This is a genomic window from Pseudomonas arvensis (assembly GCF_056688935.1).
The window spans coordinates 1,194,254-1,217,143 of sequence record NZ_CP162038.1 but is presented as its reverse complement, the minus strand read 5'-3'; the positions used below and the strand labels follow the sequence as shown (position 1 = coordinate 1,217,143).

Genomic DNA, 22,890 nt, shown 5'->3' with positions numbered 1-22,890 from the left:
ATGGATCAATCGACTATGGGCGCTTTATGGCAAACCGATTCGACCAAGGCTGCGGCTCCCGCCGACAGCCTGGATGAACAGCCATTGCCACGACGCCCCCGCAAGCCGTTGTATCGGTGGCGAATGGTGTGGCTGCTGCTGGTAATCGCGCTGATCGCTGCGGGTTACGCCGCCCAGCGCGAAATGCGCACGTCGCATTGGCAGGCGCAGCAACTGAGTCACCTGGCCGCGACGCTCGGCTACACGCTGGAGCCCGGCCCCAGCGATGCCATGGTCTATCCCGGTGAAGGCCCCTTCGACAAACGCCTGGGCTACAGCGACCTGGATGAATTCCTGCCGCGCCTGCTCAAGCGCAATTACCTGATTGATCGTCAGGCGCGGTTCTCAGCGCCGTTGATGGCGTACACCGAGCGGGGCCTGTTCGTGCCCTATGCCGAGAAAATCCAGGCGGGCCTGTCGATCAGCGACTGCCGAGCCGAGCCGCTGTACCGCTTCACCTATCCACACCAGTCGTATCAGGACTTCGCCGCGATCCCGCCGGTGGTGGTCAACAGCCTGCTGTTCATCGAAAACCGCGACCTGCTCGACCCGGCGCAACCTGAAGCCAACCCGGCGGTGGACTGGCCGCGTTTCGCCAAGGCAGCCTGGTCACAAGTGGCCAAGCTGCTGCATTTGCCGGGGCAGACGGCGGGCGGCAGCACCCTGGCCACCCAGTTGGAAAAATACCGCCACTCGCCCGACGGCCTGACGTTGTCCGGCGGCGAGAAACTGCGCCAGATGTTTTCCGCCAGCGTGCGCGCGTATCAGGACGGCCCGCAGACCTTGCAGGCGCGCCAGAACATTGTGCGCGACTACCTCAACAGCGTGCCGTTGTCCGCCGTGCCCGGCCACGGCGAAGTACATGGCATGGCCGAAGGCCTGCGGGTGTGGTACGGCGCCGACTTCAACCGCACCAACACGCTGCTCGCCGACAACTCCGCGCAACACCTCGCGCAAAAAGGTGTGGCGCTGCGTGAGGTGTTGTCATTGATGATCGCCCAGCGTCGGCCTTCCCATTACCTGTCCAAAGGCCACGCCGAACTGGAAACCCTGACCGACAGCCATATCCGCCTGCTGACGCAGAACAACGTCATCGAACCGGCCTTGGCGGACGCCGCCCTGGCCAGCCGGGTGAGTTATCGCGACTGGCAGCAACAGCCGACGATGCAACCGATTGAAACCAACAAAGGCATCAGCGTCGCCCGCAGTCGCCTGGCCGCCCTGCTCAACCGCCCGCTGTACGACCTGGACCGCCTTGACCTGTCCGCCACCACGACCTTGCAGGACGACCTGCAAAACCAGGCCACGGCCTACCTCAAGCACCTGGCAGATCCCGCCTTCGCCGGCCAGATCGGCCTGCTCGGCCCGCGCCTGCTGACGCCCGCCAGCACCGCGCAAGTGCGCTACAGCTTCACCCTCTATGAGATGACCGCCGACGGCGCACGGGTACGGGTACAAACTGACAACACCGACCAACCCTTCGACATCAACGAAGGCAGCAAGCTGGAACTGGGCTCCACCGCCAAGCTGCGGGTGCTGACCACCTACCTGCAAATCATCAGCGAGCTGCACGACCGTTATGCCGACCAGACCCCCGCCTCGCTGAAAACCGTCAGCGTCGACGAGCAGGATCGCCTATCGCGCTGGGCCGTGGATTACCTGGCGCAAAACAGCGACCGCAGCCTGCCGAAGATGCTCGATGCGGCGCTCAACCGGCAGTATTCGGCCAGCCCCGGCGAGCGCTTTTTTACCGGCGGCGGCCTGCATCACTTCAATAACTTTCGCAACGAAGACAACGGGCGCAACCCCACCTTGCGTGAGGCCCTGCGTGAGTCGATCAACCTGCCGTTCATTCGCCTGATGCGTGACCTGGTGCGCTACAGCACCTATCAAGGCCCCAACAACAGCGCCGAGCTGCTCAAGGATGACAACGACCCGCGTCGCCAGGAATACCTGGCCCAGTTCGCCGACCGCGAGGGCACTACCTTCCTGCTGCGGTTCTGGAAGCGCTACCGCAATAAAGACACCCAGGCCCGGCTCGACACCTTCCTCGACAGCATGCACCCCACCGCCATGCGCCTGGCGGCGGTGCACCGTTATCTGCTGCCCCAGGCCAATCAGGACAGTTTCAACCGATTCGTGCGCGCCCATCTGCCCACCAAAGCCCCGGAAAAACTCACCGACGAACGCCTGGCCAAGCTCTACAAGGATTACGGCCCCGGCGCCTACGACCTGCCAGACCAAGGCTATATCGCCAAGGTCCATCCGCTGGAGTTGTGGCTGCTCGGGTACCTGCTCAACCACCCCGACGCCACCTTCACCCAGGCCGTCGCCGCCAGCGAGCACGAGCGTCAGGAGGTGTATGGCTGGCTGTTCAAAAGCCGCCACAAAAGCGCCCGGGACAGCCGCATCCGCACCATGTTGGAGATCGAAGCCTTCCTCGACATTCATCAACGCTGGCAAGCCGTCGGCTATCCCTTCGACCACTTGGTACCGTCCCTGGCCACCGCCATTGGCAGTTCGGGCGACAGGCCCGCAGCCCTGGCGGAATTGGTGGGAATCATCCTCAACGATGGCGTGCGCCAACCGACCGTGCGTATCGACAGCCTGCATTTCGCCGCCGGCACGCCTTATGACACCCGCCTGGTGAACAACCCCGACAAGGGCAAACGGGTGATGCCCAGTGAAGTCGCCAGCGCCTTGCGCTCGGCCTTGTCCCAAGTGGTGGACGACGGCACCGCCAAACGCGTGGCCGGTAGTTTCAAACTGGCGGACGGCACGCCGCTGATCATGGGCGGCAAGACCGGCACCGGTGACAACCGCATAGAAGCCATCGGTGCCGGCGGGCGCCTGCTCAGTTCCAAATCGATCAACCGCACCGCCACCTTCGTGTTCTACATCGGCGAGCAGCACTTCGGCACGCTGACCGCGTTTGTGCCGGGCAGTTCGGCGCAACAGTTCACCTTCACCTCCGCACTGCCCGTACAGGTCCTCAAGGGCATGGCCCCCTGGCTGACACCTTATCTGCAACCCGGTGGGCAGACCTTGTGCCAGGTATCCACGACACAATAAACGTCACAGTAGCCGAGCAAGCCCGCTCACCACAGGGTTCTGTGTCAGCCTTTAAGCGTTGTTTAATTACGGCGCCAGGAAATCGAACACCAGATGCACCGTGCCGTAATAATCCCCGCCCCGGTAGCCGCCTTCGGGCTTGATCGCGGCGATGTCCAATTCGGCACGGCGCCCTACGCGGGCGTCATCGGCATTGACCACTTCAGTGGCGTCCAGGGTCAGGGGCACCCGGTTGAACAGCACTTGCAAGTCGATGCGGTTGCGCCCATTGAACAGGTAAGGCTCAGCCCCCAAGCGGGCTGCAACGCCGCCGTTGATATTTTTCACGTCGAAGTTCTTGCGCAGGCGACTGAGTTCAGAGGTCACCAGGTTCCAGGCGAGCAATTGGTCCTGGCCCATCCAGTCGGGCTCCGATGGCAGTACATAAGCCTCGTGGACCGGGATCGTCACCGACACATCAAAGGAATGGCGCTCCTGAATCGCTCCGGCATGTGTGCCAACCACCGTCAAGGCGGCCAGCACAGCGAGTCTTGTCAGTTGCTTGAACATCATGATCACCCGTTACGTTTTTCGAACTTCAGCGGTTTTTTGCCCTGCCCTTCAACCAATACGAAGTTGTAGCGCCGGCCCGGTTTTTTCTCGAATTTCAACTGGCGTCCCGGCAGGATGTGGTGCTTGGTAGTCGGCACGCAGTCGGTGGCATTGCTCGCCGAACAGTCATGAAACTCGTCCAGCACCACCACACTGTTACCGGCGTTGCGCAGTCGGTACTCATCCGGGGTTTCATTGATCTGGGTATCGAAGCGGGTGTCCTTGGGGCGCACGAAAAACACCGTGCCGTAGCCGGTCATCACGTTGATCCCGGCAGCCAGGTCATCCTTGTATTCGGCCTGTTCCTCAGAGCTGATCCCGAAGTTGTCGTCTTTTTCCGGCACCACGGGGATAAAGCGCAGGCGGAAATAGCGCTCCTTGTCCCGCGCGCCCATGTACAACAGCCGTGTGCCCTGGCGCCCGTTCACCGGCACGATCAAGCGCGCCGGGCTGGCCATCAGGCCATCGCGGTTGGTGGTCACGCCTTTATCGTCCACCTGCGAACCAACCGGTACCTCTTTAGAGGTGCCGTCCTCGTTGTAGACAATCTCCAGCACATTGACCTTGACGAACGCGGTGCTGGTGCCGCCGTTGAACACACGCTTGAGGTATGAGCTGCGCTCACCCTCCAGGTAGTCGTACACCACCCCGACATTGATCTGCGGCCCGGCATGGGCCGTGAGCGACAACAGGCACAACCCGATCCATAACACTGCACGCTTCATGTTTACTTCACCTCATTGATTGAATGCGGCGGGCCTGGCCCGCCGTTGTTGCGGGGCCGACCTAAATTTGTGAATCCCACATCACGGTCGCTACACCTGAGTAGGTACTGCCCGGCTGCTTGAGCATTTCGCCCATATCGTCACGCAACACTTCAAAGTGCAGGGTGCCGGGCCGGTCGTTGACGTAGAACAGCGGCTGGAACAGTTCGGTACCGCTGCCATCCAGGCGCAGCGGGCGTCTGCGCACCGCCTGGTCGCCCTGGCCGTCGATGCCGCCGGGCAGGGTCACGGCCACCTGCACCGGCACTTCATCACCAGTGCCGTTGCGCAAGCCGCAGGTGTTGCCCATGACAATCGAGCACTCCAACTGCATCTTGAAACGCGAACTGGCGGCAATCCTGAAGGTTTGATCGCGGTACAACCGGGCCGGTGTGCGGCCGCGATTGAGCCAGGCTTGCCAACCACCTTCGGGGATCAGTTCGATGCGATTGCCGCCGGGCGGGATGTCGACCCTGAGGGAGTGCTCGACACTCAAGGCAAAGTTGAACGTAATAGCGTTCTGCACGGGAATGACCACATCGCCAAAATCAAAGTCCGCGCGGGGGCCCATCGAATAGGTGAGGCTTCCTCGGTACAGCCCCGAAGACATACCCAATGGGTTAGGGGTCTTGATTTCGTAGGCGTACTCCATCTGTGCAAGGTTTATATAAGAAAGATCCTGCGCAGTTTTTCGGCTGCACGCTCCCGCACCTTCGGGCACCAGCCAAAAATAGGCAGCAGCATTAGTGCTGGCCACCAGGAAGCCGGTACTTACACATGGGCTCGGAGCGTTCGCCCATACTGACTGCCATGACTGACCCGGCCGCGCCCATGCGCTGACTCCTGGAGGACGTGGAACGTCCCATGGCGTACCGATACCGGCCATACGCATCTGGACTGTTTCGGTCTCACCGGTCATGACATGTGTGACCTGTAAGTCCCGCCAGTCGGATGGCACCTTCACCATAAACCCTTGCCGCTCATCCTCATGATTGGCCAAAACCGGCGCAATCGTTCTCGCCCGGAACTCAGGCGCCCTGAGACTGAAAATATTCAATTGCTTGCAGCGGGAGGGCATATGGTTTGCGCAGACCGTGCTCAGAGGCGTGGTGTTTTCGAATTTGTTCTGCATCGGGTTAGCTGGGTCCGGCCTGAATACCGCCGTGATTTCCCGGGTGATACCGACCGCTGATGTACTGAACAACAGCGCTGCGCCGATGCCCCCCAATTGCTTGATCCATGTGTTGCTGCGTTTCATCGTGAGTTGTCTCGTCATTGATTGATCGTGGCCGCTCTAGACCTGCGAATCCCAAATCACGGTCACCACACCTGAGTAGGTACTGCCCGGCCGATTGAGCATTTCGGCCATGTCGTCACGCAACACTTCAAAGTGCAGGGTGCCGGGCCGGTCGTTGACGTAGAACAGCGGCTGGAACAGTTCGGTACCGCTGCCATCCAGGCGCAGCGGGCGCCTGCGCACCGCCTGGTCGCCCTGGCCGTCGATGCCGCCGGGCAGGGTCACGGCCACCTGCACCGGCACTTCATCGCCGGTGCCGTTGCGCAAGCCACAGGTGTTGCCCATGACAATCGAGCACTCCAACTGCATCTTGAAACGCGAACTGGCGCCGATCTTGAAGGTTTGGTCGCGGTACAACCGGGCCGGTGTGCGGCCACGATTGAGCCAGGCTTGCCAACCGCCTTCGGGGATCAGTTCGATGCGGTTGCCGCCGGGGGGGATGTCGACTTTGAGGGCGTGTTCCACGCTCAGGACAAAGTTGAGGGCTACCGTGTCGATACTCGGGATCAGCGCATCCCCCATATCAAAGTCCATCCCCCGCCCAATGGAGTAAGACAGCGAGCCACGGTACTCACCGGCGCGCATGCTCAACGGATTGGGGGTACGCAGTTCATATACATAGTCAATGCCACTCCAACGGAAGTAAGGAATCGTCAGCGACGGCGTTCTTGCACAAGCCCCGGCCCCCTCGGGCATCAACCAGAAAAACTGGGCATAAGAGGCACCCGCCGCCAGGAAATTGGTACTCATGCAGGGGGCAGGTGCCGATTGCCACATCGATTGCCAGCTAGCCCCAGGCCGGGCCCAGGCACTCACCCCGGGTGGATAAGAAAGGTTCCAACTGCCACCGATACCGGCAATGCGTATCTGGACGACTTCCGTCTCACCTGTGCTGTGGCGCACCTCCACATCCCGCCAATCTGAAGGTAGGGTGAGCATGAACCCCTGCCGGGGGTTTTCATGATTAGCTTCAATCGCCTCTTTCGTAACGAACGAAAGCCCTGGAAGCCTCAGGCTGAAAATACCCAACGCCTTGCAACGTGCAGGCATGAAGGAGACGCAGACACCCCCTTGGGGCGTTTTATTCTCAAAGCGGTTGACCATCGGGTTAGACGGATCCGGGACAAACGTCGCCCGAATCTCCTGAACCGCAGCCTGCGCCGACAAACTGAACAACAGCGCCGCGCCCATCGCCCCGATCTGTGTGATCACTGTATTGCTGCGTTTCATCGTGGTTGTCTCGTCATGGCACTCAACCGGCGGTCTGCGCGCTGAGCGTGTTTTCAGCCAGGGTGTCCGGCGTGCAACGCAGGTCGCCGATCATCAACACGTCGTTTGCATTGGCGGTGGTGGCCGGATCCAGGCGGAACTGACACAGCAGTTGGTTCTGGTAGCGCACTTCCAGCGTCGGCGCGCTGGCGCTCATTTCCATCGAGAAGAACCCGTCCGCTTCGCTCACGCCACGGCTGGCGTGGTTGATCACGTGGTGGCCTCTAAGCGGCTGCCCCTGGGCATCGAGCAGGCGCCCGAGCACGCTGACGGTTTTCATCACGGTGATTTTTCGGTAGTCCACCCCGCCTTTGTTCAGGTGGTAGGTGGCGCGTGCCGGCTGGATGTTGGCGGCCGGTGGATGGTTGCCTTCAAAGTCGAAGTTCACGGTGCTGCTCTTGTAGGCCGACACCGGCACAAAGTTGCGCCCAGGCCGCAGGATCGCGCCGCCGCCACTGAAGTCATCGGCGCGCAGGGCAATGCTGTCCAGGTCGGTCTCGACGTCGATGATCATGCCCGCGCCGTTGCTCTGGTATTGGCTGGTCAGCAGCATCTTGTCGGCGCCGGCAACGAAGGTGCTGTTCAGGTTCAGGCCGCCGCTGATATCACCGTTGAACGAGCTGCGCTGGACAAAGCCGTCGCCGCTGACCACATCGGTGTCGAAGCTGGCCATGCCGGACAGCCCCACCCCGTAGGTGTCGGTGATCGCCGTGGCCGAGACGCTTTGCAGTACATGACCGGTGAGGTCCTGGCGGTAGGTGACCGAGGCGTTGTTATCGCGCCCCCCTTCACGGGCGGTACGGCTGCCGATGCTGCCGGATATTTGCCGCCCATCGCTGCCCAGGGCCAGGCTCAGGCTCAGGTCGACGCCGCGATTGCGCTCGTTACCGGTGCCGGCGCTGGCGGGACGGTCGAACACCGAAAGCCGCCAGTTGGCGTCGCTGCCCATCAAGGTATCGCGACGGCTCCAGCCCAGGTCCACGCCTGCGCCCTCGGTATTGCCTTCGCTGTGGGACAGTCGCACGTTCCATGAGTTTTTGGTGTCGACATGGTGGTTCACCGAGAGCGCCGAATTGCTGGTTTGCCCCACGAAGGTATTGCGCCGCAGGCGGGTGCCGTCCGGCAGGGTTTCGTAGGTGTCGCGGGTATCGAGCCAACTGCGGTTGTGGCTGAACACCAGGTTGGTGGCGCCGAAGCTATAGAGCCCTTGCAGGTCCATGCCGGTGCCGTGTTCGCGGGTCTGGTAGACGTTGGCGTAGAGACTGGTATTGCTGGCTACGGTCCAGTCCGCCGAGCCGCCATATTGCAATTGCTCGCGCACTTCACGGGCCGACAGACCGAGAATTACCCGTGGATGCACCAGATAGTTGACGGAGGCGCCGGCGGTGATCGCGCCACTGGCCTGTTCGTCCCAGTTGCTGAACAACTTGGTTTCACGCCCGGCGAACACGTTGTAGCGCCAGCGATCTTCGGCGTTGCGCCAGTTACTGGGCTTGTACACCAGCTCCTGGGTGGTGCTGACGGTCAGGCCGTCTTCCACCAGGCGCACCTCCACTTCATAGATGCCACCGGGCAAGGGGCGCGTGTCCAACGTCTGCAAGCCGGCCGACACCGCCTGAGTGTTGATCAGCAGGCCATTGCGGTAAATCTCCACGGCGGCCTGGCGGTTGGCGGTGACGTAGATCGGGTACACGCTGGGTTTGCCGCTGTTGATGGACAGGCTGTCAGAGCTGCCATACATGACACCCAGCGCGGTGTCGGGGCTGGCGCCAAAGCTGCGCAACTGCCGCGTCAGGCCATCGGAATTGGGGGTGAAATGCCCCAGGCGCAAAAACTGGCCTTCCAGTTCACGCTGGGTATACAGCTCATGGATCGCGTGGCGCAGTTGCTCTTCGTCGCCACTCTGGCGCGCCAGTTGCAGGTTGAACACCTGGGTCCAGTTACCCAGGCTGGCGCTGGCCTGCAAGCCATAACGTCCGCCCAGGTCTTCGTCCTGGCCGCCGTTGAGGTTGAGCTGATTATTGATGATCAGGCCCCGGCTGCCGCCTTCGGGCTGCTGGTAGTAACGCGGCGCATCACCGGTGCGTTCGACGTTTTGGGTGATGATCGACAACTGCGAGCTTTCCAGGCTGTAGTGCATCGACACCAACTGCTGCGGGCACGATTGGGTACACGCACCCAGGGGCAGGCCCTTTTCCAGCAAGCCTTGCCAGGTATCACGGGTAGCGGCGGGCACCTTGCTGTCGCCCGACTCAGTGAACTCAAGCAGCGTCACGCGCTCATCGCGGGACAGGACAATCAGCGCCTCTCCCAGCAATTGCTGATCAAGATCGACCCGCACAGCCAGTGGCACATCAAAGAAATGGTCGACAAACCCCGCCGGCAAACCCTGGGACTGGGTGAGCAAGTTGGCGGGCGTCACGGCGATGGGTGTCGGCGCAGCCAAGGCACTCGTACAAATCACTAGCGCAAGCGCAACCGCGATGGGCGTCATCGGGAACATGAAAGCAATACTCTGAGAGCCAAGAGACAAAGTGATAAACAGGCCGGACTCCCGGTGGACAGAAGCCCGGCCTGAGCGCCAATGCCCGAGAGCGCAAGGCTCATCGGGCACTTACGCCATCAGGGAGCAGGCGTTGGCAGTACGGCGTCGAACACCAGCGCCACGGCTGAGGTGTAGGCACCGCGCTGGGTCTCCGTAGGCTTGGCGGCCGCGATGCGCAGTTGAGCCCCGACGCCTGGGGTCGAATCAGCCTCGTTCACCACTTCTTTTGGCGTGCCATCCAGCTCCACGCCGTGCAGGGTGGTAGTCAGCGGGATGTTTTGTGCAGGGGTACCGTTGAACAACACCGCCGGGCCACCTTCGATATAAGCGTGGACCGAGCCGTTGGTGTTCTTCAGGTCGTAGATGGCGGTCAAGGGTGCCAGCTCACCACTCACCAGGTTGTAGGTCATGGTTTCGTCCCGACCAAAGTTGGGATCACGTGGCTGAGCATGGAACACGGTGGTCGGGATGTTGGCCTTGATGTTGACGGTGTGGTTGGCCTCGCCGGCTGCGAATGCAACCGACGAACTCAGTGCCAAAACGGCCAGGGGGGCAGCAATCACAAACTTCTTGAACATGGTGGATACCTGTTTCTTGGGTATTGGATTAACCACCACAAGTTGAACTTGACGTTAACAAACAAAATCAACCTGCAATGAGAGTCATGACTGCCCGTAAGAGGTCAGCACAACACCCAGACATGATCCACCGATTTCAATTTCAAATATGCCAGCAACTTCCCATAACCACGTAGCCCTTACACTACAAGGCTCGCGTGAATTTTATGGCAATTTGCCAAAACTTTAAAAGTATCCGTAAGATTTGTACTACACAACTACCTGACACTAAAACAACTTGAATAGCCTGTAAGAACAGTACCACAAACATAATAAAAAACCGCCAAGCCCTGCATAAAAAACTAGAGCAGCAACTCTAATCAATAGTTATAGCGTAAACGTTAAAAGTTGCACTGCACTTGCCCCATGCACCTAGGCGAATGACCGTTGGTCGCCCAGGCATACCCAAACAATAAGATATATCTTACGTTATGTCTAAACCTGCAAAGAGAGCGCACAGAAATGAGAGACCCTCATCACCACCGAGACCACGGTGACAGCCACGACGGCTTCGAAAAACGCCCCGGCCGTGAACGCGGCGGGCGTGGCCCCCGCGTCTTCGCACCGGGCGACCTGAAACTGCTGCTGCCGGCGCTGATTGCCGACCAGCCTTGCCACGGCTACGACCTGATCCGCCAGATCGAAGCCCTGTTCGACGGCGCCTACAGCCCCAGCCCTGGAGTGATCTATCCCACCCTGACCTTTCTTGAAGAAAGCGAATTGATCACGGGCGACGCCGAGGGCGGAAAAAAACGCTACACAATCACCGACGCCGGTCGTCTCTTCATCAGCGAACAGGCGATTGCCCTTGAGGGTATCCGCATGCGCATGGATGTGAGCAAACGCTCGCTGCGCGGCCATGACCGCCCGCCGCAAATCCATGAGGCGGTGCATAACCTGCGCCACGCTCTGCAGTCGCACCACGGGCGCTGGAGCCCGGAAGAAATCCAGCGTGTCGCCGCGTTGCTCAACAGCACCGCCCAAGCCATTGCCGACGGGAAAGCCCAATGAATACGCAAGTCATCCATCGCGTTAGCCACGAAATCAAATTACGCCGCCTCGACGTACTGCGCGTGGTCGACATCACGCCGCGCATGCGCCGCGTCACCGTGGGCGGGCCGGAGCTGGCAGGCTTTATCAGCCTGGGCAGTGACGATCACATCAAGCTGCTGTTCCCGCAGACCGCCGCCGAACGGGATGCCCTGGAAAGCCCGACGTTCAGCCTCAAGGGCGACGGCCCGCAACCACCCATGCGCGACTACACGCCGCGCCGCTATGACCTGGACATCGGCGAACTGGACATCGACTTCGTGCTGCACGGTGATGGCCCTGCGTCGACCTGGGCCGCACAAGCCGCAGTCGGTCAGCGCCTGTACATCGGCGGGCCGCGCGGCTCGATGATCGTGCCGGATATCTTCGACAGCTACCTGCTGATCGGCGACGAAACCGCGCTGCCGGCCATCGGTCGCCGCCTGGAAGAACTGCCGGCGGGGCGCAAGGTCTTGGCGGTGATCGAGATCGAAAATGCCGAGGAGCAGCAAACGCTGCGCAGTGCTGCCGATGTGGACGTGATATGGGTGGTGCGCGGCCAGGACAACCTGCTGGAAGTGGTGCAGAACCTGACGCTGCCCGGTGGCACGCTGTACAGCTTTGTCGCCACCGAAACCAAGCTGTCGCGCCAGGTGCGCCGGGTGCTGCTGGACACCCACAAGGTCAATGAAGAGTTCCTCAAGGCCGTCGGTTACTGGCGCGCCGAAGGCAGTGAAGAAGATTGAATCAAGTAGGGGGCTTGATGACTTTATCCAGCCCCAGCACTGCCAGCGCAATCGCCACAAACCCCGCCAGAATCCCTCCGGCATTGACGAACACCTGTGGATAACCGAGGGTGCTGACGTCAATGAACGGGTACTGATACTGCCCGAGCAAATCCCCGCGCAGCAGCGCATAAGCGAAATACACCAGCGGGTAGAGCACCCAGGCGCCGATGTGCTTGAAGCGCAACGTACCCTTGGGCACACACCGCCACCAGTAGATAAAAAACAGCACCGGCATCACGTCGTGGAGCAGTTCGTCGGCGATGAACTGAAAGCCTTCGGGCTGCCATAAATGCCGCAGCAACAGGCTGTACGCCAACCCCACCACCAGGATGCTCACGGCGATCCCACTGCTGATCGCCGGCCTGAGAAAAAACCGCTTCGCCGCTGAATCCCGTTGGACCAGGGCATAACTCAATACCACCACCGCCAAGGTGTTGGTGAGCACCGTGAAGAAACTGAAAAAGTTGATCAACCCGCCCAGCAGGCTGGCGCCGGCTTCCCAGCGCGAATAGAAAATCAGGTACTGCTGAGTCGCCAACCCCATCCAACCGGCCAGTGCCGCTGCCGCTATAAACCGCTTCATGGGTTCAATCCAGCGGGCGTTTGGTGCGCATCAGCTTGACGTACAACCCTTCGACTTTTTCCCGCGCCCACGGCGTTTTGCGCAGGAACGTCAGGCTCGACTTGATGCTCGGGTCGCTCTTGAAACACCGCACATCAATGCGCTCGGCGAGGCCTTCCCATTCGTAGTGTTCCACCAGGGTAGTGAGGACGTGCTGCAGGGTGACGCCGTGAAGGGGGTCGTTGCTTGTCGCGGTCATGCCGGGCCTATGAAAAAAGTAATCACGAAGGCGCACACCTTATCACCCCGCCCACCCACTGATAAAAAGTTCCCGTGGATCACGAAAAAGAGATGTTATATTGTAACTATAACTTTCAAATCTTTTCGTCGTTTTGCCAAGGAATGTCCGATGTCCCTCTCTTCCCTGTGGCGCTTGACTCCGCTTGCCGCCGCCCTGCTGATCTGCTCCGAAGCCCACGCGCTGGAACTGCAACCCCAAGTCATCACCGGCAACCCGCTGGGCAGCGAGCAGCTCGCCTCACCGACCACCGTGCTGGAAGGCGACGACCTGACACTGCAACAAAAAGGCAGCCTTGGCGAAACCCTGAACAAGCAGCCGGGCGTGTCGTCTTCGTACTTTGGCCCAGGCGCCAGCCGGCCGATCATTCGTGGCCAGGACGGCGACCGCATTCGCATCCTGCGCAACGGCGTGGGCGCGCTGGATGCCTCGTCGCTGTCTTATGACCATGCGGTGCCGCTGGACCCGGTCAACGTCGAACGCATTGAAATCGTGCGTGGCCCGGCCGCGTTGCTATATGGCGGCAGCGCCATCGGCGGCGTGGTCAACACCTTCGACAACCGCATCCCCACCGAGGCCATCGAAGGCATTCACGGTGCCGGTGAATTGCGCTACGGCGGCGCCGACACCACCCGCAGCAGCGCGGGCAAACTGGAAGCCGGCAACGGTACGTTTGCCTTGCACCTGGACGCCAATGCGCGGGAATTCAACGACCTGAAAATCCCAGGCCAGGCCCGCAGCCGCCACGCACCGGACAGCGAAGACGGCCCCGGCAAGAACGGGCGCCTGGGCAACAGCGACGGGCGCCAGGACGGCGGCGCGGTGGGCGGTTCCTACACCTGGGATGACGGTTATGCCGGGCTGTCCTACAGCAGCTACGACAGTAACTACGGCTCGCCTGCCGAACAGGCAGTGCGCATCCGCATGAAGCAGGATCACTACGCCTTTGCGTCCGAGATCCGCAACCTGCAAGGCCCGTTCACCTCGGTGAAACTCGACGCGGGCTACACCGACTACGAGCACCGCGAAATCGAAGGCGGCGAAACCGGCACGATCTTCAAGAACAAGGGCTATGAAGCCCGCGTGGAAGCGCGTCACCAGCCCATCGGCCCGTTCGACGGCGTGGTGGGCGCCCAGGTGACCCGCAACGAATTCTCGGCCCTCGGTGAAGAAGCCTTCGTGCCGCAGACCGACACCAACGCCGGCGCGCTGTTTATCCTTGAAGAAATGCAGGCCACCGAGCGCCTCAAGCTCAGTCTCGGCGGGCGCCTGGAACACACCAGCGTCGACCCGGACGCCAAGGGCAACGCACGTTTTGCCGGTGCCGACACATCCAACGACTTCACCGCCGGCAGCCTGTCGTCGGGCGCGGTGTATACGCTGACGCCGATCTGGTCCCTGGCCGCGACCCTGGGCTACACCGAGCGCGCGCCGACCTTCTACGAGCTGTATGCCAACGGCGCCCACGTCGCCACTGGCACCTATGAACTGGGCGACGCCAACCTGAAGAAAGAAAAAGCCGTGTCCAGCGACCTGGCTCTGCGCTTTGACAATGGCACCCACAAAGGCAGCTTCGGCGTGTTCTACAGCCGCTTCTCCAATTACATCGGCCTGCTGGGCACCGGTCGTACGCTGAACGATGACGGTGAAGAAGACGCGGGTGGCATTCCCGAGTACGAATATTCCGGCGTGCGTGCACGCTTCGCCGGCTTTGAGGCACAGGATCACATCAAGCTCGGCGAAGGCGCCTACGGCAAATTCGCCCTGGAGTTGTCGGGCGACTACACCCGCGCCACCAACCTGGATACCGGCGAAGCCTTGCCGCGCATTGCGCCGCTGCGCTTGAACAGCGGCCTGCTGTGGGAACTTGACCGCTGGCAGGCGCGCATCGACGTGGAACACGCAGCGGGCCAGGGCCGAGTACCGGATAACGAAAGCGGCACCGATGGCTACACCACTTTGGGCGCGAGCGCGGGTTACCACTTCAACATGGGCGGCAGCCAGTGGCTGGCGTTTGTGAACGGTGAAAACCTGACCAACCAGACCGTGCGCTATGCCAGTTCGATCCTGCGCGATGTGGCGCCCGCCCCGGGCAGGAGCGTGCAAGTGGGCCTGCGCACCAGCTTCTAAAAACACTGGAAATCTCCTGTGGGAGGAGGCTTGCCCCCTCCCACATTCATTTTTGCAGCGACACTTCGTCACTGTTACCAAATCTGAAATGATGCATCTTGCGATTCAGGCTTTCTCTAAACGCCTCCGCGCTTTATCCTTCGCAACAACCTGAAACGTTTCATCTCCCGGTCGACCCCATCTTGCTGAATATTCCTAGCCATCAAGACAGCGCTGTCTTACACCGAGCTGCGCCCAAGGATAAATCGCCGGCCTGTGGATAACCCTCCCGATCCTCAGAAAAACCGAATTAACGCTGAACCAAGCCTGTGCCGAATCGTCATCTACAGTGAGTGAAGCACGGGGTTACACAATTATTCCAACGTCACGGAGAAACACACTATGAGCACTGATGGTGCTTCAAGCCCAAGCCGCCTGCTGCCCAGGTTGCTAGGCGTCTTGCTGCTGATCATGGGCCTGGCCCTGCTGGCCGGCGGTATCAAGCTGACAATGCTCGGCGGGTCGCTGTACTACCTGCTGGCCGGTATCGGCATCGCCCTCACCGGCGTCCTGCTGCTGGCGACCCGCCGTGCGGCGCTGGGTCTGTACGCGCTGGTGCTGTTCGCCAGTACCGTGTGGGCATTGTGGGAAGTCGGCCTGGACTGGTGGCAGTTGGTGCCACGCCTGGCGCTGCTGTTCGCCCTGGGCATCGTCATGTTGCTGCCGTGGTTTCGTCGTCCGTTGCTGCGTGGCCAACCTGCCCCGCTGGGCACTGGCGCGCTGAGCGTGGCCGTGGTGTTGGCCGGCGCTGCCGCCCTCGCCAGCCAGTTCACCAACCCTGGTGAAATCAAAGGCCAACTGGACAGCGACGCGGTGCCGGGCATGGCCAATGCTGCGCCGTCCCAGGCTGATGGCGACTGGAATTCCTACGGTCGTTCGTCCTTCGGTGACCGTTACTCGCCGCTGGCGCAGATCACCCCGGAGAATGCCCACAAGCTGGTGCCGGCGTGGACCTACCGCACCGGCGACATCCCTGGCCCGAACGATCCAGGCGAGACCACCGCGGAAAACACCCCGCTGAAAGTCAACGGCATGCTCTACGTGTGCACCCCGCACAGCCAAGTGATTGCCCTGGACCCGGACACCGGCAAGGAAATCTGGCGTTTCGATCCGAAGATCAGCAGCCAGGGCGCTGAGAACTTCAAGGGTTGGGCGCACATGACCTGCCGTGGCGTGTCGTATCACGATGACGCCGCCTACGCGTCCGAGCAGAGCCCGACCGGCAGCGCCAGCCCGGCCGCCGCGCCGAATGCCTGCCCTAAACGCATCTTCGTGCCGACCGCCGACACCCGCCTGATCGCCCTGAACGCCGACACCGGCAAGATGTGCGAAGACTTCGGCGACAAAGGCCAGGTCGACCTGCGTGCCAATATCGGCAGCTTCGCCCCAGGCGGTTACTACTCCACCTCGCCACCGGCCGTGACCAAGAACCTGGTTGTGATCGGTGGTCACGTGACCGATAACGTCTCCACCGACGAGCCAAGCGGCGTGATCCGCGCGTTCGACGTGCACACCGGCAAGCTGGTGTGGAACTGGGACAGCGGCAACCCGGACGACACCACCCCGTTGGCCGAAGGCAAGACCTACACCCGCAACTCGCCGAACATGTGGTCCATGTTCGCCGTGGATGAAAAACTCGGCATGCTCTACCTGCCGATGGGCAACCAGATGCCCGACCAATACGGCGGCGACCGTACCGACGATTCCGAGAAATATTCCGCCGGCCTGACCGCCCTGGACATCGACAGCGGCCACGTGAAGTGGACCTTCCAGTTCACTCACCATGACCTCTGGGACATGGACGTGGGCGGGCAGCCGTCGCTGATCGACATCAAGACCGACGCCGGCGTGAAGCAGACCGTCATGGCATCGACCAAGCAAGGCAGCATCTACGTGCTGGACCGTGCAACCGGCCAACCGGTGGTGCCGGTCCATGAAGTGGCCGTGCCGCAAGGCGCAGTCGCGGGCGACCGTACCTCCCCTACCCAGCCGAAGTCCGAGCTGAACTTCATGCCGCCGCCGCTCAAAGAGCGCGACATGTGGGGCGTGACGCCGTTCGACCAACTGCTGTGCCGCATCGATTTCAAATCCCTGCGCTACGACGGCGCGTTCACCCCGCCATCGCTGCAAGGCTCGATCGTTTACCCAGGTAACTTCGGCGTGTTCGACTGGGGTGGTATTTCCGTCGACCCGGTACGCCAGATCGCCTTCGTGAACCCTAGCTACATGGCGTTCAAGTCCAAGCTGATCCCAGCCGCCGACATCGCCAAGCAAGGCCCTCGCGTCAGCGAAACCGAAGGCGTGCAGCCGAACAAAGGCGCGCCGTACGGTGTGATCCTCGAAGCCATGCTGTCGCCAATGGGCCTGCCGTGCCAGGCACCGGCGTGGGGTTATGTGGCGGCGGTCGACCTGACCACCCACAAAACCATCTGGATGCACAAGAACGGCACCGTGCGTGACAGCTCGCCGGTTCCGATCCCGCTGAGCATGGGCGTGCCTAGCCTGGGCGGCACCTTCACCACTGCCGGTGGCGTGTCCTTCCTGAGCGGCACCCTCGACCAGTACCTGCGTGCCTACGACGTCAAAAACGGCAAGCAACTGTGGGAAGGCCGCCTGCCAGCCGGCGCGCAAACCACACCGATGACCTACACCGGCAAGGACGGCAAGCAGTACGTGCTGGTCGTGGCGGGTGGTCATGGTTCCCTGGGTACCAAGCAGGGTGACTATGTGATGGCGTTTAAACTGCCGGATTAAGCTTTATCGGCGGTAAAAAAAGGCGGCTACCCTAAACAGGTAGCCGCCTTTTTCATAAACAACACAGATCAATATGTGGGAGGGGGCTTGCCCCAATGCCAGTCAGTTAAGGACGAACACCGTACCTGTGGCGAGGGAGCTTGCTCCCGCTGGGCCGCGAAGCGGCCCCAAGAATGGGACTGCTGCGCAGTCCAACGGGAGCAAGCTCTTATCAAACATAAAATAAGTTACTGATTTTAAAGAGTTAAAAATCACCTCTAAAACTGAGATTTTGTAGGCGCCCTCAGTTTGTTGCGCGACAGCGCTACCTCGAAGAGGTAGTGCCCCCCACATTTTGAATGGTCACTTGCATGAAATACCGGTCGGCTCTAAGGCCGCCGCGCTCTTGCTTTTGATCTCGGGTCGCCCCGTTAACCACGCTGGCCGAACGCAGGCTTTGGAGCGTGGGTAACCCGGCAGGACGCCGGGTTAGCCGCGCTGGGCCAAGGATGGCCCATCGCGGCGGCCCACGCTCCAAAGCCTGCGTTCGGGCATGCCGAGCCTAGGCGAGGCACCGAGTGGTGGGGCGAGAGCCTTTTGCTTACTTTTGGGCTCTTCCAAAAGTGAGCCGCTGTAAGAGCGGAACCGTAGGTGGTCGTTACCTAAACAACGGATATGTACTCAGGCCCATCGCCATCGGGGGCAAGCCCCCTCCCACATTTGAACCGTGGTGTTCAGGTGACTAGTGCTCGATCACTTCCCCACGCATCACCGCCAACCGGGCAATCAACCGATTCTGCACCGGCACCGCAATGCCTTCGCTGTCCATCGCCTTGATCAAATCCTCCACCAGCGCATTGAAGTCACTGCGGCTCACGTTCTGGCCCTTGTGACTCTCGGCCATGCTGTCGCCGGTGTAGGTGCACGGCCCGCCGGCTTCGACGCAGAACTGTTCGATCAATTTGTTGCGCAGGCGCTGGATATCGACGCGCCGGAAGCGTTCGACGATGCGCTCATCCCGGGCGATGTTGAGCAGCATGCCTTCGACAATCCGGGTGATGCCGGGCATGGCGCCAAGGTCGCGGTACAGGCTGTCGTCCTTGGGCGGTTGCTGGGCGCAGGCGCTGAGCAGCAGCACCAGGGCGATCGGTAGGAAACGCATCAGAAACTCCCTTGCACCGACAGATAGGTGCCGTTCTGGTTATCCAAGGTGGCGATCTCCCCAAGCCGGGCATAGGCCAGCACAAACGACAGATGCTTGTTGGGAAAGTAGCCGACAAACACATCGGCCCAGTCGCTTTCGCCTGCGAACGACAGGTTGTCGGGTTTCTCGCGGTACTCCACGCCCACCGCCCAGCGCGGGTTGAACAGCAGCGCCACCGAACCTTCCTTGAGCAGGCTGCGACTGTCACGGCGGTCGCCGCCAAAGCCTAGCAGACCGGTTTCGTTGGCGCGGCTGTAGCGCAGGCTGCCGTTGACGAGCACGTTGTAGCCGAACGCGGCGCCCATGAACAAACGGCTCGCGGCCAGGTAGCCTTCCACGTCGCTGTCGCGCCTGGCACCGACCAGGCTGGGGATGTCGAAGTTGGTCTGGTGCTTGTATTCCAGGCCGAGGGACACCTGGGGCAAATGGTCGTAAATCACATCACCGAACAGGCGCACCTTTACGCCGAGCACATCCTGGCCAAGATTGTCTTCCGGCAGATTGAGCTTGTGCACCAGGCTGCCAAGGTCAAAGCGCTGGCGGGCGAAAGACACTTCGACGCGGTTGTCGTAGGCCAGCGCCAGCCCCGCCACGTCCAGCCGATAGTCCGGCAGGTTGACCGTGGTGGCGAACGCCGTCGCGCCCCATTCGTGCTGTTCACCGTAGCCGGCCAGCACCGCCCACGGCGTGATACCGCCGCCCGCCGTGCCCTCGATGCTGCTGGCACCGCCGGTGGCGATCAGGCGGCCGTTATCGGCCAGGGTGGTTTGCACAGTCAGGGCGGCCAGGCAGCCGAGCAATAGAGAAAAACGCACGTCAGCCACTCAATGAACCAGGGAAGTTTGCGCACTGAGGGGCAACGCCACCCAGGCTTCGAAAGCGTCGGCGCTCAAGGGCCGGCTGATCAGGTAACCCTGGGCCGTGTCGCACTGCCAGCGCTCCAGAAGACGCAGACTGTGGGCGTATTCAACGCCCTCGGCGACCACTTTGAGGCCCAGGTTGTGGCTCATCTCGATGGTGGAACGCACGATCACCGCATCCTCACTGGTTTCATCGAGGTTACGGACAAAGGATTGGTCGATCTTCAACTCTTGCACCGGCAAGCGCTTGAGGTGAGCCAGCGACGAATAGCCGGTGCCGAAGTCATCCACCGACAGACTGATGCCGCAATCACGCAGCAGGTGCAGGACTTTCAGCGCTTTTTCCGGCTCACGCATCACTGCGCTTTCGGTGATTTCGAACACCAGTTGCTCCGCCGGCAAACCATAGCGACGCAGCAACGCCGAGACGCGGTGGGCCAGCTCATCGCCGAGTAAATCGTCCGCCGAGATGTTCAGCGACAACTGCAGGTACAGGCCACGGCGGTTCCATTCACACAGCTGACGAATGCCCTCTTCGATCACCCAGTGGGTCAGCAGTTGAATGCTGCCGGAACGTTCGGCCAGGGGAATGAATTCCGCCGGCGAGACCATGCCGAACTGCGGATGCTGCCAGCGCAACAGGGCTTCAGCCTGACGTACGGTGCCCTGGCGAATGTCCAGCTTGGGCTGGTAATGCAGCAGCAACTGGCCCTGGTTAGGCGCGTGGCGCAGGTCGCGGATCAGGGTGATCTGGCGACGGTGCGCCAGGTCACGGCCGTGCTCGTAGATTTGCAGGCGACCGGGCATTTGCGCGGCGTCTTTCATGGCGATGGCCGCACGCTCAAGCAGGGTGTGCGGGCTTTCGCCGTCGGCCGGGAATGCCGCGATACCCAGGCGGCAGTCCAGCGCCAAGTCATGGCCGTTGATGCGCTGGGGGCGCAGCAACAGTTGTTGGAGTTTGTCGGCCATGCCCACTGCCTCGTCGCTGCCGGCGCCTTCGAGCAATAGCAGAAACTCGTCGGCGATCAGGTGCGCCAGGGTATCGCCAGGGCGCAGTACCGCCTCCAGGCGACGGCAGACGGCCAGCAGCAATTGGTCCACTGCATCCGGCCCGGCGGTTTCGCTGGCGGCGCGCAGGTTGTCGATGCCCAGGTAGATCAAGGCGACCGGTCGATTCAACGCAATGGCACTGCCCAGGCGCTCCATGGCCAGTGCGCGGTTCGGCAGGCCGGTGAGGCGATCATGCAGGGCATTGTGAGCAAGCTGCTGTTCGCGCTCGGCGATGCCGCTTTGCATGGAGTTGACCGCACTGGCGAGCAAGCCCAGCTCGTCGCTGCGGGCCAGGGCCACGGGCGTCTGGTAATCGCCCTGACCAATACGCTCGGCCGCCAGCGCCAAGGCCTGTACCGGACGCGACACGCTACGCGCCAGCAGCAAGGCACCCATCAGCGACGCCAGTAACGCGACCAACGCAATGACCAGGATCTTTTCATCCAACGGCACAAAGGCTTGCATCGCCGCGTCCAGCGGGCTTTGCAGCAAGGCCAGGACTTTGCCGTTTTCATCGCTGGCCAACACCAGCGACTGGCTGAGGAAGCTCTGTTCCAGGTGATCGGTGGTGGACACGCCTCGGCGCGTGGAATCGCCCTGCATCAGTGCCTGGATGCTCTCGTGCAGCGCTTGGGGTTGGGTAGTAACCAACTCGCCAGGCTGGTCTTTCTCGATCGCCAGGAACGACACTTCCAGGTTGCTCAACGAACGCAATTCACCGGCGAACGCGCCGTCCATGCTGAAGCCCATCACCACCCGCGCAATCGGCAGCGGCGCCAGCACCGAGGCTTCCACCAGCAGGTGCGGCTTGCCTTGCAGCGGCACGATCAGCATGGCCTGGCGATTGCGCCGGGCTTCGCGCAGCGACTGGTCATAGGTGAAGGTCGAGCCTTCGGGCACTTCGCTCAGAGTACTGGCCAGGACTTTGCCGTCCATGCCCAGCAGGATCATGTCACTGGCGTTGATGCGCTTGCCGTGATTGAGCAGCACCGAGCGCATCGTCGCCGAGTCGCCGCTGGCCACGGCATCGCGAAAACCGAAGTCGGCCGCGAGCAGTTGCACGCCGTCGGCGAGGCGCCGACCGCGTACGTCCAGCAAGCGTTCGAAGACCCGCGCCCCCACATCCAGCTGGGCCAGCGCCTGGCTGCGCACCGCTGAGCTGGTGGCTGCCTTGACGCTGAAATACAGCGCACCGATCACCACCAGCAACAGCAGGATCAGGACGCTGGCGACGCGCGCCTGGAAACTACTGCGCAGTTTCACGGGCAGCTCGATTGAAGGCATCACCAAAGGCGCTTGGCGTGGGCGGAAGGTCTTCGGACGCGGGCTCCAGGGCCAGCACTACGTTGTGGCTCAGGCCTGCGGCGGGCACGTGCAAGGTGCCGCCGTCCAACGGCTGCATATCCTTCAGTTGCGGGTGCCACAGGGTGGCGTGGTAATCACCGGGCGCCAGCTGCTCCAGGCGTACCTGGCCCTGGGCGTTGCTGACGCCAAAGTGCGGGTCGTCGGTGACGTAGATGTAGCCGAGCATCCAGTCATGAATATTGCAGCCGAGCACCACCACGCCGGGTTTGTCGAACAGCAACGGCTCGGCGGGCGTGCCTTCGTACAGGCGCAATTCGAAACGTTTGGCCGTAGAAAAGGAATACACCTGATGCCGGATGTTATCGCTATTGGGGAAACGCACCTGGGTGCCGGTATGGACCGCCAGCACATGGGGGGCGAAGCGCTGGCCACGTTGGTCCATATTGGCCGTGAGCACGCCGGCCGATGCGGCGGGCGGGCCTTGCAGTGTGACTATCGCATCCGCCACCGGGCTGCCATCGGCCTGCTTGAACGACAGGTCCAGCGTGGCCGCCGAGGCAGAGCCCGCCAGCATCAGCATCAGGGAGATCGAAGGAAAAGTTCGGGCCATGGTCGATCCGCAAAAAATGGAAAATGAGCGGCCAGCCTTGGCACAGCGATGTGCGGTCATGATGCCGCAACCAAGGCATAATGCCATC

17 protein-coding genes are annotated in these 22,890 nt (G+C 61.6%); 5 read left to right on the top strand and 12 right to left on the bottom strand.

What is annotated here, in order from left to right:
* The first annotated feature begins 15 nt into the window (after nucleotides 1-15).
* Nucleotides 16-3,111, top strand: coding sequence for a transglycosylase domain-containing protein (locus tag AB3G88_RS05495; RefSeq protein WP_480453452.1), 3,096 nt, complete (start codon nucleotides 16-18; stop codon nucleotides 3,109-3,111).
* A gap of 66 nt (nucleotides 3,112-3,177) precedes the next feature.
* On the opposite strand, the gene AB3G88_RS05490 is transcribed toward AB3G88_RS05495, so the two are convergent.
* From AB3G88_RS05490 to AB3G88_RS05465, 6 genes are all read right to left on the bottom strand, one after another.
* The gene (locus AB3G88_RS05490; RefSeq protein WP_099583549.1) at nucleotides 3,178-3,660 is read right to left on the bottom strand and encodes a CS1 type fimbrial major subunit; all 483 of its coding nucleotides are present in this window, start codon (nucleotides 3,658-3,660) and stop codon (nucleotides 3,178-3,180) included.
* A gap of 5 nt (nucleotides 3,661-3,665) precedes the next feature.
* Entirely contained in the window at nucleotides 3,666-4,427 is a 762-nt protein-coding gene (locus tag AB3G88_RS05485) for a molecular chaperone (RefSeq protein WP_112193662.1), read from the bottom strand.
* A 61-nt stretch (nucleotides 4,428-4,488) separates the two neighbouring features.
* Nucleotides 4,489-5,724: a hypothetical protein gene (locus tag AB3G88_RS05480; protein WP_099583524.1), complete on the bottom strand. Its 1,236-nt coding sequence runs from the start codon at nucleotides 5,722-5,724 to the stop codon at nucleotides 4,489-4,491.
* A gap of 36 nt (nucleotides 5,725-5,760) precedes the next feature.
* Nucleotides 5,761-6,513, bottom strand: coding sequence for a hypothetical protein (locus AB3G88_RS05475; RefSeq protein WP_371929479.1), 753 nt, complete (start codon nucleotides 6,511-6,513; stop codon nucleotides 5,761-5,763).
* 502 nt (nucleotides 6,514-7,015) lie between these two features.
* Nucleotides 7,016-9,535: a CS1-pili formation C-terminal domain-containing protein gene (locus tag AB3G88_RS05470; RefSeq protein WP_480453451.1), complete on the bottom strand. Its 2,520-nt coding sequence runs from the start codon at nucleotides 9,533-9,535 to the stop codon at nucleotides 7,016-7,018.
* A gap of 119 nt (nucleotides 9,536-9,654) precedes the next feature.
* Nucleotides 9,655-10,155, bottom strand: a complete 501-nt coding sequence (locus tag AB3G88_RS05465) for a CS1 type fimbrial major subunit (protein WP_480453450.1) — start codon at nucleotides 10,153-10,155, stop codon at nucleotides 9,655-9,657.
* A 501-nt stretch (nucleotides 10,156-10,656) separates the two neighbouring features.
* Here AB3G88_RS05465 and AB3G88_RS05460 point away from each other — a divergent pair.
* On the top strand, nucleotides 10,657-11,205 hold the full coding sequence (locus AB3G88_RS05460; protein ID WP_480453449.1) for a PadR family transcriptional regulator: 549 nt from the start codon (nucleotides 10,657-10,659) through the stop codon (nucleotides 11,203-11,205).
* The gene (locus AB3G88_RS05455) at nucleotides 11,202-11,969 is read left to right on the top strand and encodes a siderophore-interacting protein (protein ID WP_158878427.1); all 768 of its coding nucleotides are present in this window, start codon (nucleotides 11,202-11,204) and stop codon (nucleotides 11,967-11,969) included. The genes AB3G88_RS05460 and AB3G88_RS05455 overlap by 4 nt, the downstream gene beginning before the upstream one ends.
* Before the next feature lies 1 nt (nucleotide 11,970).
* On the opposite strand, the gene AB3G88_RS05450 is transcribed toward AB3G88_RS05455, so the two are convergent.
* Entirely contained in the window at nucleotides 11,971-12,594 is a 624-nt protein-coding gene (locus tag AB3G88_RS05450; RefSeq protein WP_480453448.1) for a Pr6Pr family membrane protein, read from the bottom strand.
* Nucleotides 12,595-12,598: 4 nt separating this feature from the next.
* Nucleotides 12,599-12,832, bottom strand: coding sequence for a VF530 family protein (locus AB3G88_RS05445; RefSeq protein ID WP_016977534.1), 234 nt, complete (start codon nucleotides 12,830-12,832; stop codon nucleotides 12,599-12,601).
* A 150-nt stretch (nucleotides 12,833-12,982) separates the two neighbouring features.
* Between AB3G88_RS05445 and AB3G88_RS05440 the strand changes: the two genes are divergently transcribed.
* The gene (locus tag AB3G88_RS05440; protein WP_099583531.1) at nucleotides 12,983-15,001 is read left to right on the top strand and encodes a TonB-dependent receptor; all 2,019 of its coding nucleotides are present in this window, start codon (nucleotides 12,983-12,985) and stop codon (nucleotides 14,999-15,001) included.
* A 381-nt stretch (nucleotides 15,002-15,382) separates the two neighbouring features.
* Nucleotides 15,383-17,794 carry a glucose/quinate/shikimate family membrane-bound PQQ-dependent dehydrogenase gene (locus AB3G88_RS05435; protein WP_480453447.1) on the top strand — a complete coding sequence of 804 codons (2,412 nt, stop codon included), beginning with the start codon at nucleotides 15,383-15,385 and terminating at the stop codon, nucleotides 17,792-17,794.
* Nucleotides 17,795-18,515: 721 nt separating this feature from the next.
* Here the strand turns inward: AB3G88_RS05435 and AB3G88_RS05430 are convergent.
* From AB3G88_RS05430 to AB3G88_RS05415, 4 genes are read right to left on the bottom strand one after another with little or no spacing between them, the layout of a single operon-like run.
* On the bottom strand, nucleotides 18,516-18,935 hold the full coding sequence (locus tag AB3G88_RS05430) for a group I truncated hemoglobin (RefSeq protein ID WP_099583533.1): 420 nt from the start codon (nucleotides 18,933-18,935) through the stop codon (nucleotides 18,516-18,518).
* On the bottom strand, nucleotides 18,935-19,792 hold the full coding sequence (locus AB3G88_RS05425; RefSeq protein ID WP_480453446.1) for a DUF3034 family protein: 858 nt from the start codon (nucleotides 19,790-19,792) through the stop codon (nucleotides 18,935-18,937). Before AB3G88_RS05425 ends, AB3G88_RS05430 begins: the two co-directional genes overlap by 1 nt.
* Before the next feature lie 9 nt (nucleotides 19,793-19,801).
* A complete protein-coding gene (locus tag AB3G88_RS05420) occupies nucleotides 19,802-22,150 on the bottom strand; it encodes a bifunctional diguanylate cyclase/phosphodiesterase (protein WP_112193645.1) in 2,349 nt (782 codons plus the stop codon).
* A complete protein-coding gene (locus tag AB3G88_RS05415) occupies nucleotides 22,134-22,802 on the bottom strand; it encodes a methylamine utilization protein (protein ID WP_158878422.1) in 669 nt (222 codons plus the stop codon). Before AB3G88_RS05415 ends, AB3G88_RS05420 begins: the two co-directional genes overlap by 17 nt.
* Nucleotides 22,803-22,890 lie beyond the last annotated feature (88 nt).